The 16,530-nt window shown below is 37.5% G+C and carries 12 protein-coding genes; 4 read left to right on the top strand and 8 right to left on the bottom strand.

The window, feature by feature from the left end:
- Window positions 1–78: 78 nt before the first annotated feature.
- Window positions 79–402, top strand: coding sequence for a ferredoxin FdxA (gene fdxA, locus MTZ49_RS12415; RefSeq protein ID WP_264745854.1), 324 nt, complete (start codon window positions 79–81; stop codon window positions 400–402).
- An 82-nt stretch (window positions 403–484) separates the two neighbouring features.
- Window positions 485–1,441, top strand: a complete 957-nt coding sequence (locus tag MTZ49_RS12410) for a DUF3239 domain-containing protein (RefSeq protein ID WP_264745853.1) — start codon at window positions 485–487, stop codon at window positions 1,439–1,441.
- A 47-nt stretch (window positions 1,442–1,488) separates the two neighbouring features.
- Here the strand turns inward: MTZ49_RS12410 and purD are convergent, their stop codons facing one another.
- From purD to putP, 5 genes are all read right to left on the bottom strand, one after another.
- Window positions 1,489–2,775, bottom strand: a complete 1,287-nt coding sequence (purD, locus tag MTZ49_RS12405) for a phosphoribosylamine--glycine ligase (RefSeq protein ID WP_264745852.1) — start codon at window positions 2,773–2,775, stop codon at window positions 1,489–1,491.
- Window positions 2,776–2,793: 18 nt separating this feature from the next.
- A complete protein-coding gene (gene purH / locus MTZ49_RS12400) occupies window positions 2,794–4,401 on the bottom strand; it encodes a bifunctional phosphoribosylaminoimidazolecarboxamide formyltransferase/IMP cyclohydrolase (protein WP_264745851.1) in 1,608 nt (535 codons plus the stop codon).
- A gap of 38 nt (window positions 4,402–4,439) precedes the next feature.
- Window positions 4,440–4,721, bottom strand: coding sequence for a DNA-binding transcriptional regulator Fis (fis, locus tag MTZ49_RS12395; protein WP_264745850.1), 282 nt, complete (start codon window positions 4,719–4,721; stop codon window positions 4,440–4,442).
- Window positions 4,722–4,759: 38 nt separating this feature from the next.
- Window positions 4,760–5,734 (bottom strand): tRNA dihydrouridine synthase DusB, encoded by a 975-nt coding sequence (dusB, locus tag MTZ49_RS12390; protein ID WP_264745849.1) that lies wholly within the window; start codon window positions 5,732–5,734, stop codon window positions 4,760–4,762.
- Between the two features lie 129 nt (window positions 5,735–5,863).
- Window positions 5,864–7,417 (bottom strand): sodium/proline symporter PutP, encoded by a 1,554-nt coding sequence (gene putP / locus MTZ49_RS12385; protein WP_264745848.1) that lies wholly within the window; start codon window positions 7,415–7,417, stop codon window positions 5,864–5,866.
- Between the two features lie 353 nt (window positions 7,418–7,770).
- Between putP and putA the strand changes: the two genes are divergently transcribed.
- The gene (gene putA / locus MTZ49_RS12380; RefSeq protein WP_264745847.1) at window positions 7,771–11,727 is read left to right on the top strand and encodes a trifunctional transcriptional regulator/proline dehydrogenase/L-glutamate gamma-semialdehyde dehydrogenase; all 3,957 of its coding nucleotides are present in this window, start codon (window positions 7,771–7,773) and stop codon (window positions 11,725–11,727) included.
- 76 nt (window positions 11,728–11,803) lie between these two features.
- Here the strand turns inward: putA and MTZ49_RS12375 are convergent, their stop codons facing one another.
- From MTZ49_RS12375 to guaB, 3 genes are all read right to left on the bottom strand, one after another.
- Entirely contained in the window at window positions 11,804–12,418 is a 615-nt protein-coding gene (locus MTZ49_RS12375; protein WP_264745846.1) for a hypothetical protein, read from the bottom strand.
- 216 nt (window positions 12,419–12,634) lie between these two features.
- A complete protein-coding gene (gene guaA, locus MTZ49_RS12370; RefSeq protein WP_264745845.1) occupies window positions 12,635–14,212 on the bottom strand; it encodes a glutamine-hydrolyzing GMP synthase in 1,578 nt (525 codons plus the stop codon).
- A 66-nt stretch (window positions 14,213–14,278) separates the two neighbouring features.
- Complete coding sequence (gene guaB / locus MTZ49_RS12365; RefSeq protein ID WP_264745844.1) at window positions 14,279–15,748, bottom strand: IMP dehydrogenase; 1,470 nt, start codon at window positions 15,746–15,748, stop codon at window positions 14,279–14,281.
- Window positions 15,749–15,898: 150 nt separating this feature from the next.
- On the opposite strand from guaB, the gene MTZ49_RS12360 reads away from it, so the two are divergent.
- Window positions 15,899–16,525 carry a YqiA/YcfP family alpha/beta fold hydrolase gene (locus MTZ49_RS12360; RefSeq protein ID WP_264745843.1) on the top strand — a complete coding sequence of 209 codons (627 nt, stop codon included), beginning with the start codon at window positions 15,899–15,901 and terminating at the stop codon, window positions 16,523–16,525.
- The last annotated feature ends 5 nt before the right edge of the window (window positions 16,526–16,530 follow it).

Genomic DNA, 16,530 nt, shown 5'->3' with positions numbered 1-16,530 from the left:
ATATGGGCACAATCTGCCAAAGTTGTTATAAAAACTGTTAAAATTGCGTCCGCTGCCGTGAGCGTTAGGAGAAATTGAATGTCCTTTATTGTTACTGATAATTGCATTAAATGTAAATACACAGATTGTGTAGAAGTTTGCCCTGTTGATTGTTTTTATGAAGGGCCTAATTTTTTAGTTATTAATCCAGATGAATGTATAGATTGTGCTTTATGTGAGCCAGAGTGTCCTGCTAAAGCTATTTTTTCAGAAGATGAATTACCTGAGAATATGCAACAGTTTGTTGAGATAAATACTGAGCTATCGGCTACATGGCCAAATATTACAGAGAAGAAAGATCAATTGCCTGATGCTGAAGAGTGGGATGGTGTAAAAGATAAACTACAGTATTTAGAGCGTTAAGAGGTATTTATGTAAAAAACACCATTGTCATTTAAAACAATGGTGTTTTTTTATTTTATAGAAGTTAATGTAGGGGTATACAATGCGTGATGGTTTTGCTTGGCTTGAGAAACATTTTTATCAAGTTAAAGATACTAAAGATCAGCAACAATATGCTGCAGTTATTGAACAACTACAAATATTTATAGATAAATATAGCAATGTAATCGATGTAGAAGAGCAAGTTATTGTAGCGAAAGCATTAGAATACCAATTAATGTTATATATTTTAAATAACCAACAAGAACAAGCGGAACGTGTTGAAAGTATTCTTAATGAAGATTTTTATGGTATTCATAAAATTGGTAAACCTATAGATGTTAATCCAGATGCGCCTGTTACAAATGGTAGATTAAATCTTGCTAGTAATTTGCTTGATATGAATCGTTTAAAACAATTTGCAATTAAACAAAAAGGTACAAATAGGCCCAAATTATTAGGTTGGGTATTAAAAATAGCAGGATTATTGCTCATTGGCTTAGCCGCATGGTTATTTACGATTAATTGGCTATGGACACCTCTTATTATAGGTATTATAGGGGTGTTTTTGAGTACTATAGGGACACAAGTAACTAATGTTGTTAATCGTTTTTTTAGCACCATTGCTTTTAACTTAGGTACTATTATTCCAGGTATTATTAAAGTGGAAAAAGATAGTTACCAAGCTCTTTTTATGGCTCCCTTAATGAAAACAAAAAATCAGCTTCCACGTTGGGGAGTGAAAGTGGTTACTTTTAAAAAGGCTGTAGGAAAATTTAAAGAAGGGAGTAGGTTGGCAGGTGTTTGTGTTTGTAGTCAAGGGCCAACTGACTATTATCAAGATTTTATGCCAAATCCAGTATGCTTAGGATATCGTAATGAAGTGATTCCATTTAAGGCAAAGCAAGTTATTAGTGCTGAAGATTGGCAACGTTTAGAGAGTGTAGTCGAGATTTTTAAGAGCCACTCTGACAATAAAGATTTATTAATTGTAGATCAAGATTTGCAAAAGATTAGTTAAGTATTGAGCAATAAAAAAGGTAGCTAATTAGCTACCTTTTTTATAATCTATTTGTTTTGTTCCCTAGCAATTGCACGATAACCAATATCTTTACGATAGAAGCAGCCATTCCAATTAATTTTTTCAGCTAATTGATAAGCATTTTGTTGCGCTTCTAATACTGTATTACCTAGAGCAGTAGCACAAAGTACGCGACCGCCACTAGTGACTACTTTACTATCTTTTAAGGCTGTGCCTGCATGGAATACTTTACCATTATTAGCGACAGCTAAATCTAGACCAGTAATCTCATCACCTTTTGGATAGTCAGCAGGGTAACCAGCAGCAGCTAGCACTACACCTAAGCTACAACGATTATCCCAATTTGCTGTTGTTGTATTTAGTTGTTTTGCTAAAGCAGCTTCTACTAAATCTACTAAGCTAGATTGCAAACGCAACATAATAGGTTGCGTTTCAGGGTCACCAAAACGGCAGTTAAACTCGATAACTTTTGGCGTACCTGCTTTATCAATCATTAATCCTGCATAAAGGAAACCAGTGTATATATTACCTTCTTTGGCCATGCCACGAACAGTAGGATAAATAACTTCATCCATTACTCGTTGATGAACTTCAGCAGTGACTACAGGGGCAGGAGAGTAAGCACCCATACCACCTGTATTGGGGCCAGTATCACCATCACCTACGCGTTTATGGTCTTGACTGGTTGCCATTGGTAACACATGTTCGCCATCAACCATTACAATAAAGCTGGCTTCTTCACCTTCTAAAAACTCTTCAATAACAACCCGTGCCCCAGCATCACCAAACGCATTACCAGAAAGCATGTCTCTAACAGCAGCTTCTGCTTCCTCTAAGGTCATAGCAACGATAACACCTTTACCAGCAGCTAAACCATCCGCTTTAATTACAATAGGCGCACCTTTTTCTTTTAAATAAGCAAGAGCAGGTTCAACTTCGGTGAAGTTTTGATAACTGGCAGTAGGAATATTATGGCGAGCTAAGAAATCTTTAGTAAAGGCTTTCGAACCTTCTAATTGTGCTGCTTCAGCAGTAGGGCCAAAACATTTTAAACCACGTTGTCTAAATAGGTTTACTACACCTTTAACTAAAGGAGCTTCAGGGCCAACAATAGTTAAATCGACATTTTCTTCGGCAAAGTCAGCGAGTTTTTCTAATGCTAATACATCAATGGTTACGTTTTCACATTTGTCCTCAATAGCTGTACCTGCATTACCAGGTGCTACAAATACTTTTTCTACTTGTGAGTCTTGCGCTACTTTCCACGCTAAAGCATGTTCACGACCACCACTACCGATGATTAATACATTCATTGTCTAGCTCCTATTAGATTAGTGACGGAAATGGCGCATTCCTGTAAATACCATAGCGATACCTGCTTCATCAGCAGCATCAATGACTTCTTGATCGCGCATTGATCCACCAGGTTGAATAACGGCAGCAATACCTACTTTTGCAGCATTATCAATACCATCACGGAATGGGAAGAAAGCATCACTAGCCATTACTGCGCCTTTAACTTCTAGGCCAGCATGTTCGGCTTTGATAGCAGCAATCCGAGCAGAGTTTACACGGCTCATCTGGCCAGCACCAACACCTATTGTTTGGCGGTTTTTAGCATAAACAATGGCATTAGATTTAACAAACTTAGCCACTTTCCATGCAAAAATAAGATCGTGAATTTCTTTTTCAGTAGGAGTGCGTTTAGTGACTATTTTTAGATCGTCAGTAGTAATCATTGCAATATCGCGTGTTTGTACTAAAAGTCCACCATTAACACGTTTAAGGTCTAAATCTCTTGGGCGTTCGGCAGGCCATTGACCACATTCTAGTAAACGTACATTGGCTTTACTAGCTACCACAGCTTTTGCTTCTTCGCTAATTTTTGGAGCAATAATGACTTCCACAAATTGACGATCAACAATAGCTTTAGCAGTTGCTGCATCTAGCTCTCGGTTAAAAGCGATAATGCCACCAAACGCTGATTCACTGTCTGTTGCAAAAGCTAGATCATAAGCTTTAAGGATACCACCTTCATTTTCTGGAACTACCGCAACACCACAAGGATTAGCGTGTTTTACAATTACACAGGCTGGTTTTACAAAGCTTTTTACACACTCTAATGCGGCATCAGTATCAGCAATATTATTATAAGACAGTTCTTTGCCTTGAACTTGTTTTGCTGTGGCAATGCAAGCTTCATCAGGGTTGGCCTCTACATAGAAAGCAGCTTTTTGATGAGGGTTTTCCCCATAACGTAGATTTTGAGCTTTAATAAATTGCATATTAAAGGTTTGTGGGAATTCAATACGATGTTGGGTAGTTAATGTCTCAGAAGCTTGATCAATAGTACCCAGATAGTTAGCAATCATACCATCGTAAGCAGCAGTATGTTCAAAAGCTTTTAATGCTAAACCAAAACGTTCTGCATAAGTTAAACCACCTTGTTTTAGACTATCAATAAGTACAGAATAATCTTGGTGATTTACTACAATTGCAACATCTTTATGATTCTTAGCAGCACTACGCACCATTGTTGGGCCGCCAATATCAATATTTTCAATCGCTGTTGGTAAGTCACAGTCAGACTTTGCTACTGTGGCTGCAAATGGATAGAGGTTAACTACAACCATATCAATAGGGTCAATTTGATGTTGTTGCATTACTGCATCATCTGTACCACGACGACCTAAAATACCCCCATGTATTTTGGGATGAAGGGTTTTAACACGGCCATCCATCATTTCAGGAAAGCCTGTATATTCCGCCACTTCTTTAGCATTAATTGCATTATCTTTTAATAACTTGTAAGTCCCACCTGTAGATAAAATTTCTACATTAAGTTCACTAAGTTGTTTGGCAAATTCAACAATACCTGTTTTATCAGATACACTAATAAGTGCACGACGAACAGGAAGACGCATTGTTTGGTCAGTCATGATCAGTCCATCAAGTTAGAAGTTATAATTTATGAAAATTAAAGTAAGTTATATTGCTTTAATTTTTTACGTAATGTACCACGATTCAAACCCAAAAGTTCTGAAGCTTTACTTTGATTACCCTTTACATATTCCATAACAGTAGCAAAGAGGGGGGCTTCAACTTCTGATAAAACTAAATCATAAAGATCGATAGTATTTTGTCCATCAAGCTGAGCAAAATATGTTTGTAGTGCTTTTTCAACGCAGCTGCGTAAAGTTTGACCTTCTATGTAGTTTGTACTGAGTGGTACAGCTTTGTGCACAGTACTTGTTACCATCTGTCTAAGTCCTTCATGTTTATCATGTTCTAAGTAGTTCATTGAGTAAAAATATTTTTAATATAGGTATATTGTTCTTGCGCGGATTCTAGTTGATTAAATTGCTGTTTAAAAACTATACCTTCGGGTAGGTAAGACAAGTACCAACCCATATGTTTCCTTGCAATCCGCATTCCCATAGCTTCACCATAAAGGATGTGTAAGGCTGTTAAATGCTCTAACATTACTTGCTTTCTTTCGGTAAAGGTAGGGGAAGAATAATAATGCCCAGTTTCTAAAAAATAATTAATTTCCCTAAATAACCATGGATTACCTTGCGCGGCTCTACCAATAAGCAAAGCATCTGCTTTTGTATAGTTTAATACAAATTGTGCTTTTTCTGGAGAGGCAATATCACCATTTGCAAAAATAGGTAAGTTAATTTGCTGTTTTATTTCTGCAATAGTATCGTATTCAGCTTCTCCATTATATAAGTCTGTACGGGTTCTACCGTGTATTGCGATAGCTTTAATGCCAGATTGCTCTGCTATTTTAGCAATAGTCAGCGCATTTTTATTTGAGCTATCCCAACCAGTACGCATTTTTAAAGTAATAGGCACATTAACAGCTTTTACTACTGCTTGCAAAATACTCTCAACCAATTTTTCATCTTTCATTAAGGCTGAACCTGCGGCTTTATTACACACTTTTTTGGCAGGACATCCCATATTGATATCAATGATTTGTGCACCCAATGCAACATTAGCTTTAGCAGCATTAGCCATTTGTTCTGGTTCAGTGCCAGCTATTTGAATTACTCTAGGTTCTAAATCATCTTGATGAGGTAAGCGATGTTTTGATTTGTTACTGTTCCATAGACGTGTATCACTTGTTACCATTTCAGATACAGCTAATGCGGCACCAAAACGGCGACATAGCATGCGTTGTGGCCGATCAGTTATACCTGCCATAGGAGCGAGTATAAGACGGCCACTTAGTTGATAGGGGCCAATACGAGGAAAAGTAACTAACATTATTTAAGGGGGGTAAATAATAAGGAGAAATATGATACTGGGTTTAGAGCGGGGAATAAAGTAAAAATATGATAAAAATCATAAATAAAGAAAGCAGATAGATAATTCTATCTGCTTTTTCTTATAAAATTAAGATTTACCTGTTAAGGTTTTATATTCTTTTTCTGCTTCATCAAAACGCTTTAACATACGTTCTGTAGGTTTAGTTAATTTACTACCAACAAAAATAGCAATAATACCTAAGATAAAACCAGGAACAATTTCGTAAAGGTTGAACCAGCCATATTGTTTCCATATCAATACTGTCGCTGCACCAATAATCATACCCGCTAATGCACCTTCTTTAGTCATGTTGCGATAGAGCAATGATAATAAAATCACAGGACCAAAAGCAGCACCAAAACCTGCCCATGCATAGCTAACCATACCAAGTACTTTAGAATCAGGGTCACGTGCTAAGAAGATAGCAACAAGGGCAATAACTAATACCATTGCACGTCCCACCCAAACCAATTCTTTTTGAGAAGCACTTTTACGTAAGAATGGTTTATAGAAATCTTCTGTTAAAGCACTAGAGCAAACTAATAGTTGGCAACTTAAAGTACTCATTACAGCTGCTAGAATACCTGATAGAACGATACCAACAATCCATGGATTAAATAATGCTTTACTTAACTCGATAAAAACATATTCAGAGTTCTTTGCTACAATCGCAGCGCCAGGCAAGTCAGGATTGTTTGCAAAATAAGCAATACCAAAGAAGCCAGCAGAAACAGCACCACCTAAGCAAAGAATCATCCAGCTCATGCCAATACGGCGAGCATTAGGAATATTTTTTACTGAGTCTGCTGCCATAAAGCGTACAAGGATATGTGGTTGTCCAAAATAACCTAGTCCCCAAGCCGCTAGAGAAATAATGGCAATAGTTTTAATGAGAACCGTATCTCCTTTTACTGCAAACAGGTTAAATACATCAATATTTTCTCTTACTGTTTCAATGGTTTGAACAGTGGAGTTCCAGTCAGATAAAGAAAGAATAACGAAAACAGGTGTTAATAGCAGTACAAATAGCATTAATGTAGCTTGTACAGTATCAGTCCAACTAACAGCTAAGAATCCACCAATACAGACATAAATAATAGTGGCGGTTGCACCTAATAACATAGCAACTGTATAGGGTGTTAAATGAAGTGCTTCTGCTAAAGGGGCTAAGTTAAAGAGACTTTCAAATAATCGAGCTCCTGCAACAACACCTGATGCGCAATAAAGAGTGAAGAAAATTAAGATGATAAGGGCTGAAAAAATACGTAATAAACGAGTATGGTCATCAAAGCGAGTAGTAAAATAATCAGGTAAGGTTAATGCATTATGGTTATGTTCAGTATGTACACGTAATCTTCCAGCAACAAATAACCAATTGAGCCATGCACCTATTGTTAGGCCAATGGCAATCCACGCTTCTGATAAGCCTGATAAGTAAATAGCACCAGGTAAACCCATTAATAACCAGCCGCTCATATCCGATGCGCCTGCAGAAAGGGCAGTGACTAAACTACCTAAACTTCTTCCCCCTAGAATATAATCATCAAAGTTTTTTGTAGAACGGTAGGCGTACAGCCCAATTATGATCATTAAAATAATGTACAGTATAAATGTTACTGTCGTTTGATAGTTTGCTGACATGCAGGTATTACTCCTGATTGTATTGTAAATATTAGTTATTTATTAAGGTTGCACCTTTAGTTAACTTAAAGAAAAACTTAATATATTTCTTAATGAATCTATTGTTTATCTAAAATATAATGCTTAAGTTAACCTGACTTTCCTGTTTTTTTCTCCCTGTCTAAAATAACTTGCAATAAGTGTGCCGAACAAAGGTGCAACCTTAAAAAATATCGGTTGCACCTTTTGGCATGGATATTGAATGATATTTTCCAATATTTTTACAATGGGTAAAAATAACACAAAAAAGTAAGTGGTAAAAACTAACTTTTTTATTATTTAGATTCTTTTTTATAATCTTGTGGAGTTTGACTATGGCTTCAACAACTCTGGGTGTTAAGTTAGATGATGCAGCGCGCCAACGTTTAAAAGAGGCAGCAAAGCGAATTGATAGAACACCTCATTGGCTGATTAAGCAAGCAATTTTTAGTTATTTAGAAAAAATCGAACAGGGAGCATCCATTGATGATTTGCTAGGTGTTCAAGCCAATGCAGAAATAGATGAGTTACCTACTAATAACAATACAGCAACAGTTGCAACTCAACCATTTTTAGAGTTTGCTGAAAGTATTCATCCACAATCAGTATTGCGAGCTTCAATTACTGCTGCTTATCGTCGCCCTGAACCAGAAATTATTCCTTTAATGCTTGAGCAAGCACGCTTTAATGAGCAAGACTCACAATCTGTTCATAAAATGGCTTTTGATATTGCTAACAAATTAAGGAACCAAAAAAGTGCAGGTGGTCGTTCCGGTTTGGTGCAAGGATTGTTACAGGAATTCTCACTTTCATCTCATGAAGGTGTAGCATTAATGTGTTTAGCAGAAGCGTTACTTCGTATTCCTGATAAACAAACTCGTGATGCACTAATTCGCGACAAAATTAGTAAAGGTAATTGGCATCCACATGTTGGTAAAAGCCAGTCAACCTTTGTTAATGCCGCTACTTGGGGGTTGTTAATTACAGGTAAATTAACAGCTACTCATAATGAAACTAAACTAACCAGTTCTTTAAATCGTATTATTGGTAAGAGTGGTGAACCGCTCATTCGTAAAGGCGTTGATATGGCTATGCGAATGATGGGAGAGCAGTTTGTAACAGGTGAAACTATTGGCGAAGCATTAGCTAATGCAGGTAAGTTTGAAGCCAAAGGTTTTAGATACTCCTATGATATGTTAGGTGAGGCAGCATTAACTAAGAAAGATGCTGATAACTACTATATCTCTTATGAACAATCTATTCATGCTATTGGTAAAGCGTCTAATGGTCGTGGTATTTATGAAGGGCCTGGTATTTCCATTAAACTTTCTGCCTTACATCCACGTTATAGCCGTGCCCAGTACGATCGAGTAATGACAGAGTTGTACCCACAACTTCTTAATTTAACCTTATTAGCTAAACAATATGATGTTGGTATTAATATTGATGCTGAAGAGGCTGATCGTTTAGAGTTATCTTTAGATTTATTAGAAAAACTTTGTTTTGAACCTGCGTTAGCAGGTTGGAATGGCATTGGTTTCGTTATTCAGGCTTACCAAAAACGTTGCCCTTATGCGATTGATTATGTAATAGATTTAGCGCGTCGTAGTCGTCATCGTTTAATGATTCGTTTAGTAAAAGGAGCTTATTGGGATAGTGAAATTAAACGTGCTCAAGTAGATGGTTTAGAAGGTTATCCTGTATATACACGTAAGTGTTACACTGATATTTCTTATTTGGCTTGCGCTCGTAAGTTATTGGCTGTACCAGAAGCCATTTTCCCTCAATTTGCAACACATAATGCCCATACGTTAGCGGCTATTTATCATATTGCAGGTAATAACTATTATCCTGGTCAATATGAGTTCCAATGTCTACATGGCATGGGGGAACCACTTTATGAACAAGTAGTGGGTAAAATAGCTGATGGTAAATATAACCGTCCATGTCGTGTTTATGCACCAGTGGGAACGCATGAAACATTATTAGCTTATTTGGTCCGTCGTTTACTTGAAAACGGTGCTAACACTTCATTTGTAAACCGTGTGGCTGATCAATCTATTTCAATTAATGAGTTAATTGAAGACCCAGTGGAAACAATTGAAAAATTAGCTCATCATGAAGGTCAAATGGGTTTACCACATCCACGTATTCCATTACCAGTAGAGCTTTATGGCAAAGGTCGTGCTAACTCTAGAGGGATTGATCTTTCCAATGAAAACCGTTTAGCCTCTCTTTCAAGTGCTTTATTAAATAGTGCTACTGAAGAGTGGGTAGCTGCTCCCATGTTAGGGGAGGATGTTACCTTAGGTAACGCACAGCCAGTAACAAATCCTGCAAATCACAATGATATTGTGGGTAAGGTTTATGAGGGAAGCGAACAGGATGTTGATGTAGCTTTGAATTGTGCAGTAGCTACAGCGCCTATTTGGCAATCCACTCCACCACAGGAGCGGGCAGCTATTTTAGAGCGTATTGCAGATCAATATGAGTTTGAAATGCAGACATTGATTGGGATTATTGTGCGTGAGGCAGGTAAAACCTATAACAATGCGATTGCAGAGATTCGAGAGGCAATAGATTTCCTACGTTATTATGCTGAACAAGCAAGAAGTGATTTTGCTAATGATTCTCATCGACCTCTAGGCCCTGTAATATGTATTAGTCCGTGGAACTTTCCTATGGCTATTTTTACAGGTCAAGTAGCAGCAGCCTTGGCAGCAGGTAACACGGTAATTGCTAAACCTGCAGAACAAACACCATTAATTGCCGCACAAGCTATTCGTATTATGTTAGAAGCAGGTATACCTAAAGGTGTAGTGCAGTTATTACCTGGTCGTGGCGAAACTGTTGGTTCTAAATTAACTGCTGATCCTCGTGTAAAAGGTATCATGTTTACAGGTTCTACTGAAGTAGCACAAATTATCAATAAAACTATTGCTGGTCGTTTAGATGATCATGGGCATACTATTCCATTGATTGCTGAAACAGGTGGTCAAAATGCTATGATTGTTGATTCATCTGCGCTTGCAGAGCAAGTAGTAGTTGATATCGTAGCATCTGCTTTAGATAGTGCAGGGCAACGTTGTTCCGCTTTAAGACTGCTCTGCATTCAAGAGGATGTGGCTGATCGTACGATTGAAATGTTAAAAGGCGCGATGGATGAAAATCAATTAGGTAATCCAGAGTTATTATCAGTAGATATTGGTCCGGTGATCGATGCTGATGCTAAAGCAATTATTGATAAACATATTGAAACCATGCGTAATAAAGGTCGTACGGTTTATCAATCAGCTATCTATAGTAATGCGGTAATTAAAAATGGTACTTTCGTAGTGCCAACGTTAATTGAATTAGAAAGTATTACAGAGCTACAACGTGAAGTGTTTGGTCCTGTGTTACACGTAATTCGTTATAACCGTAAAGATCTAGATAAACTACTTGAGCAAATTAATAAGCTTAACTATGGCTTAACCATGGGTATTCATACCCGTATTGATGAAACTATTGCCCAAGTAATTGATAAAGCGCATGTAGGTAATATCTACGTAAACCGTAATATTGTCGGTGCCGTAGTAGGTGTACAACCTTTTGGTGGCGAAGGTTTATCTGGAACAGGTCCTAAAGCAGGTGGACCACTTTATATGTACCGACTATTAGCAACTAAACCAGAAGATGCTGTAGCTAAATCACTCATTCGTCGTGATGATGGTATTGCCACAGAAGATATAGGTAAAGCCGCTATTGAAGAAGTAATCAAAAGCTTCAAAACATGGGCAGATAAGAAAGAATATGCTGGTATTAGTAAACTAGCAGACGATTTCTATCATATTGCTCAAGCAGGGACCTTGCGTATATTACCAGGCCCAACAGGTGAGCGTAATAGTTATGAATTATTAGCAAGACAGGATATTCTTTGTTTAGCTAATAATGAACAAGATTTATTAGTACAATTAGCTGCTGTCTTATCTGTGGGTGCAATTGCATTATGGTCTGATGAGTATGCTAAATTACGTTCTCAATTGCCTGAAAAAATACAACAGCATGTTAAATTTATTGCTGATTGGAAAAAGCCTGAGAGCCATTATGATGCAGTGCTTTATCATGGTGATTGTGATCAATTAGCAGAAGTTTGCCGTATTGTAGCTAATCGTAAAGGTGCTATTGTTAGCGTTCATGGTTTAGCACAAGGTGAAACTAGTATTCCATTAGAGCGTTTATTAATTGAGCGTTCGATTAGTGTGAATACTGCTGCGGCAGGTGGTAACGCAAGTTTAATGACAATTAGTTAGCACGTTATTAATACTGAAAAACCGTTATGTCTTTTGTCATAACGGTTTTTTATTGCTTACAAAATTTTAATTCAATCTACTTAATACCATTTAATAGATTATGTTCAATTGTTCCTGTTGATATGCAAGAAAATTTCTCTGTCTTATAAGGTTCTGTCGATGTAAATTTGATTTGTTCTTTTTCAATAGGCAATTCTGTTTTATCGGCTTGATTCGTAGATGTTGTATTACGATTTAATGTATATTCAACATCGATAGTTACAGTAGTAACTGAACCAGATTCTGCCACTTTTGCAGTAATGGTGGCATCAAGATCGGTTTCTACTTTCGCATCATAATCCTGTCTGTTCTTTTCATAAATATATTCTGTAGATTCAGCATAATTATAGGAGTATTTTTTAGTTACCTTTTCCTTATCAATATAACTACTAGTTACTAAACCACAATCAATATAATTAGCAGGGCGATCTGTTTTAAAGGTAGCTACAATAGTACCTGTTGCTTTATCTGAGGATTGAACAGAAAAAACATTATTAAATAATTGATTAAAAGTAGCAGTCCATGCCTTATCTTTAGGCATATTAACAAATTTCTCATTTTCAATAGTTACCGGATCTGGTTGTTTATGAATATAAGAAGTACAACCAGCCAAACTGGTTGCTATTAGTAAGCTTAAAATAGTTTTTTGCATATTAGCATTGCCTAAGTTTATGTTTGTGATTATCTTGCGAAAGTTCTAAAAACATTATCTCATCTTTAAATGATTGGCAAGATAAATTAGTAGAAGCCTTTGAAAGAGATTTTGGAGAGAATGCTCGTTAGTAATATCATTCATTGATAAAAAGCCAGTATATTTATTGATAATACTGGCTTTCTTTTACACTATAGAACTAGTGGGGACTTGATGTCACTCCCACTCAATTGTTGCAGGTGGTTTGCTTGATACGTCGTAGGTTACTCGTGAAATATTTTCTATTTCATTGATAATACGATTAGATACTTTTTCAAGCAATTCATAAGGTAAATGCGCCCAACGTGCGGTCATAAAGTCAATGGTTTCTACAGCGCGTAATGCTACTACCCACGCATAACGGCGACCATCACCTACCACGCCTACTGATTTAACGGGCTGGAATACAACAAAGGCTTGGCTAACTTTATGATACCAATCTGCTTTGTGGAGTTCTTCAATAAAGATATGGTCTGCTTGGCGAAGTAGATCAGCGTATTCTTTTTTGATTTCACCAAGTATACGAACACCTAGACCTGGACCAGGGAAGGGGTGGCGATATACCATATTGTAGGGTAAACCTAACTCTAAACCGATTTTGCGGACTTCATCTTTAAATAGTTCGCGTAGCGGCTCAACTAATTTTAATTTCATATCTTCAGGTAAGCCACCGACATTGTGGTGTGATTTAATTACATGGGCTTTACCTGTTTTAGCACCTGCTGATTCAATGACATCAGGATAGATAGTGCCTTGTGCTAGGAATTGAATATTGGTTAGTTTGTTAGATTCTTGATCAAAAATTTCAATAAAGGTATTACCAATAATTTTGCGCTTTTGTTCAGGGTCTGATACACCAACTAATTTATCTAAAAATAGTTTTTCAGCATCGGCACGGATAACTTTAACACCCATGTTTTCAGCGAACATAGCCATTACTTGATCACCTTCATGGAGACGAAGTAAGCCATTATCTACAAATACACAGGTTAGTTGATCGCCTATGGCTTTATGAAGTAGGGCAGCTACTACAGATGAGTCAACTCCACCTGATAAGCCTAGTAATACGTTAGCATCACCTACTTGTTCGCGCACTTTATTAATCATATCTTCGATGATATTGGCAGGTGTCCATAGTGCTTTACATTGGCAAATATCTAAGATAAAGCGAGAAAGTATGCGTTCACCTTGTTTAGTATGAGTTACTTCTGGGTGAAATTGTACGCCATACCAATGACGCTCATTATCAGCCATACCTGCATAAGGACAGCTTGGTGTGGTAGCTAGAGGTATAAAACCTTGGGGTAGTTGGCTTACTTTGTCACCGTGACTCATCCATACATCAAGAGCAGGGGTACCATTATCTTTAATAATATCTTCGATGCCCTCTAATAAGCGCGCTTTGCCAATTACATCTACTTGCGCATAACCAAATTCTCGTATAGTAGAGCTTTCTACTTTACCGCCTAGTTGTTCTGCCATAGTTTGCATACCATAGCAAATACCAAGAATAGGGATGTTTAGTTCGAATACAATTTGTGGGGCTCGAGGGCTATTGGCTTCGTGTACTGATTCAGGGCCACCTGATAAAATCACGCCTTTTGGATTAAAGTCACGAATGGCTTGTTCATCCATGTCAAATGGATGTAGCTCACAATAAACACCTATTTCTCTTACACGGCGAGCAATAAGCTGGGTATATTGAGAACCGAAGTCAAGGATAAGGATGCGATGAGCATGAATGTCTTGAGTCATGATTGATATCCATCAAGGCAGAACATAAAAGGAAAATCCCCTTATTTTAGGTAAGGGGAGAGATTTTTAACCAACACGGTAGTTAGGTGCTTCTTTAGTAATTTGCACATCATGTACATGTGATTCAGCCATACCTGCGCCAGTAATACGTACAAACTCTGGACGAGTACGCATGGTTGGAATATCGCCACTACCAGTATAGCCCATTGCTGCACGTAAACCACCAATCATTTGGTGAACGATTGCGCCTACAGCACCTTTAAAAGGTACACGGCCTTCAATACCTTCAGGCACCAGTTTTTCAGTGCCTGCAGATGTGTCTTGGAAGTAACGATCACTTGAGCCATGAGCTTGTGCCATAGCACCTAATGAACCCATGCCACGATAGGATTTGTAAGAACGTCCTTGGTAAAGTTCAATTTCACCGGGGGCTTCTTCAGTACCTGCTAACATAGAACCCATCATAACAGAGTAAGCTCCTGCTGCAATAGCTTTAGCTAGGTCACCAGAAAAACGGATACCACCATCTGCAATTAAGGGAATATCTCTATCTCTTAAAGCAGCGGCTACATTAGCAATAGCAGAAATTTGTGGCACACCAACACCCGCTACAACACGTGTAGTACAGATTGAGCCAGGACCAATACCTACTTTAACACCATCTGCACCTGCATCAGCTAAAGCAATGGCTGCTTCACCTGTGGCAATGTTGCCACCAATGACTTGTAGATTTGGATAGGTTTGTTTAGCCCAACGAACGCGATCAAGTACACCTTTAGAGTGGCCATGAGCAGTATCTATAATAATAACATCAACACCTGCTTCAACTAAGGCAGCAATACGGTCTGGAGTTTCTGCGCTTGTGCCTACTGCGGCACCTACACGTAAACGATCTTGATCATCCTTGGTGGCTAATGGATAAGTTTTTGCTTTTTCAATATCTTTTACCGTCATCATGCCTTTCAATTGGAAGTCATCATTAACGATAAGTACTTTTTCAATACGGTGTTTGTGAAGGAGTTGTCTTACTTCTTCTTTATTAGCGCCTTCTTTAACTGTCACTAATTTATCTTTAGGGGTCATCACATCATGAATTTTGGTATTCATGTTGCTTTCAAAACGAATATCACGTGAAGTAACGATACCTACTAAGTTACCATTAGCAAGTACAGGTACACCCGAAATATTATATTGTTTAGTGATTTTTAATAGGTCACCAATAGTTTTATCTGCTTCTATAGTGATAGGGTGCTGTACAACGCCTGCTTCAAAACGCTTTACTTTGCGAACTTCTGAGGCTTGTTGTTCAATAGTCATATTTTTATGGATAATACCAATGCCACCTTCTTGCGCCATGGCAATAGCAAGTCGAGCTTCGGTAACAGTATCCATAGCAGCTGAAATAAGTGGAATATTGAGTTCGATCCCACGGGATAGCTTAGTTCTAAGGCTAACTGTATTAGGCAGAACTTCAGAATATCCAGGGATTAATAAGACATCATCAAAGGTAAGTGCTTCTTGATTTATGCGTAACATGGCAACTCCCAGCAGGGAAAAAATGAAGCACGTAATTATACCGAAATAACTTTAATCAAACAATCATTAATAAAGGTTTATTGTTAAGCTTAATCACAATATACTAATAGTCTTTTAACTGTCATTTATTATAGAGAATGGATCAAATCAATGAAATCATTAGTATATGTACATGGTTTTAATAGCTCTGCTAAGGGATTTAAGTGTCAACAAGTTAAAGATTTAATGTTAGAAAGAGGTCAAATTAGCCACTTTAGAGCACCTAATTTACCTGTAAGTCCACTAGAAGCTATTGATCAACTTAAAGAAGTAATACTTAGTTTAGAAAAACCTACTCTAATAGGTAGCTCTTTGGGTGGTTATTATGCAACTTATTTAGCTGAACGGTATCAATTAAAAGCTGTATTGATTAATCCAGCCGTTTTACCTCATCGGTTTTTGGGTAAAACATTTAATGAGCAGGAAAGCTTGCAAGATAGTCAGCTCTGGGCTACTGATGAAATAGGGAAAATATTAAAAGACGCCTATGATAGTGAGCAGGCTTTTGTAGAGAGTTATATTAAAGAGCTTGCTACATTAGAAACACCCATGCCAACAGATAAAGAACGTTTTAAAGTATGGTTAAAAACAGGTGATGAGGTAATAGATTATCGTTTTGCCAAAGAATGGTATAAAAACTGTGATTTAACTATTGACGAGGGTGGTGATCATAGTTTTGCAGACTTTGCTGAACGTGTACCTGAGATTTTAGATTGGGCAGAAATACCCAATAAATAATTGGT

The sequence above is a fragment of the Entomomonas sp. E2T0 genome, assembly GCF_025985425.1.
GTDB lineage: Bacteria > Pseudomonadota > Gammaproteobacteria > Pseudomonadales > Pseudomonadaceae > Entomomonas.
The sequence above is the reverse complement of the archived record's forward strand: the minus strand, read 5'-3'. Positions and strand labels throughout refer to the sequence as shown.

Coding starts and splice junctions, on each gene's coding strand:
- guaA (WP_264745845.1), bottom strand. CDS start 14,212: ATGACTCAAGACATTCATGCTCATCGCATCCTTATCCTTGACTTCGGT.
- MTZ49_RS12375 (WP_264745846.1), bottom strand. CDS start 12,418: ATGCAAAAAACTATTTTAAGCTTACTAATAGCAACCAGTTTGGCTGGT.
- putP (WP_264745848.1), bottom strand. CDS start 7,417: ATGTCAGCAAACTATCAAACGACAGTAACATTTATACTGTACATTATT.
- fdxA (WP_264745854.1), top strand. CDS start 79: ATGTCCTTTATTGTTACTGATAATTGCATTAAATGTAAATACACAGAT.
- purD (WP_264745852.1), bottom strand. CDS start 2,775: ATGAATGTATTAATCATCGGTAGTGGTGGTCGTGAACATGCTTTAGCG.
- fis (WP_264745850.1), bottom strand. CDS start 4,721: ATGGTAACAAGTACTGTGCACAAAGCTGTACCACTCAGTACAAACTAC.
- MTZ49_RS12360 (WP_264745843.1), top strand. CDS start 15,899: ATGAAATCATTAGTATATGTACATGGTTTTAATAGCTCTGCTAAGGGA.
- guaB (WP_264745844.1), bottom strand. CDS start 15,748: ATGTTACGCATAAATCAAGAAGCACTTACCTTTGATGATGTCTTATTA.
- purH (WP_264745851.1), bottom strand. CDS start 4,401: ATGACTGACCAAACAATGCGTCTTCCTGTTCGTCGTGCACTTATTAGT.
- putA (WP_264745847.1), top strand. CDS start 7,771: ATGGCTTCAACAACTCTGGGTGTTAAGTTAGATGATGCAGCGCGCCAA.
- dusB (WP_264745849.1), bottom strand. CDS start 5,734: ATGTTAGTTACTTTTCCTCGTATTGGCCCCTATCAACTAAGTGGCCGT.
- MTZ49_RS12410 (WP_264745853.1), top strand. CDS start 485: ATGCGTGATGGTTTTGCTTGGCTTGAGAAACATTTTTATCAAGTTAAA.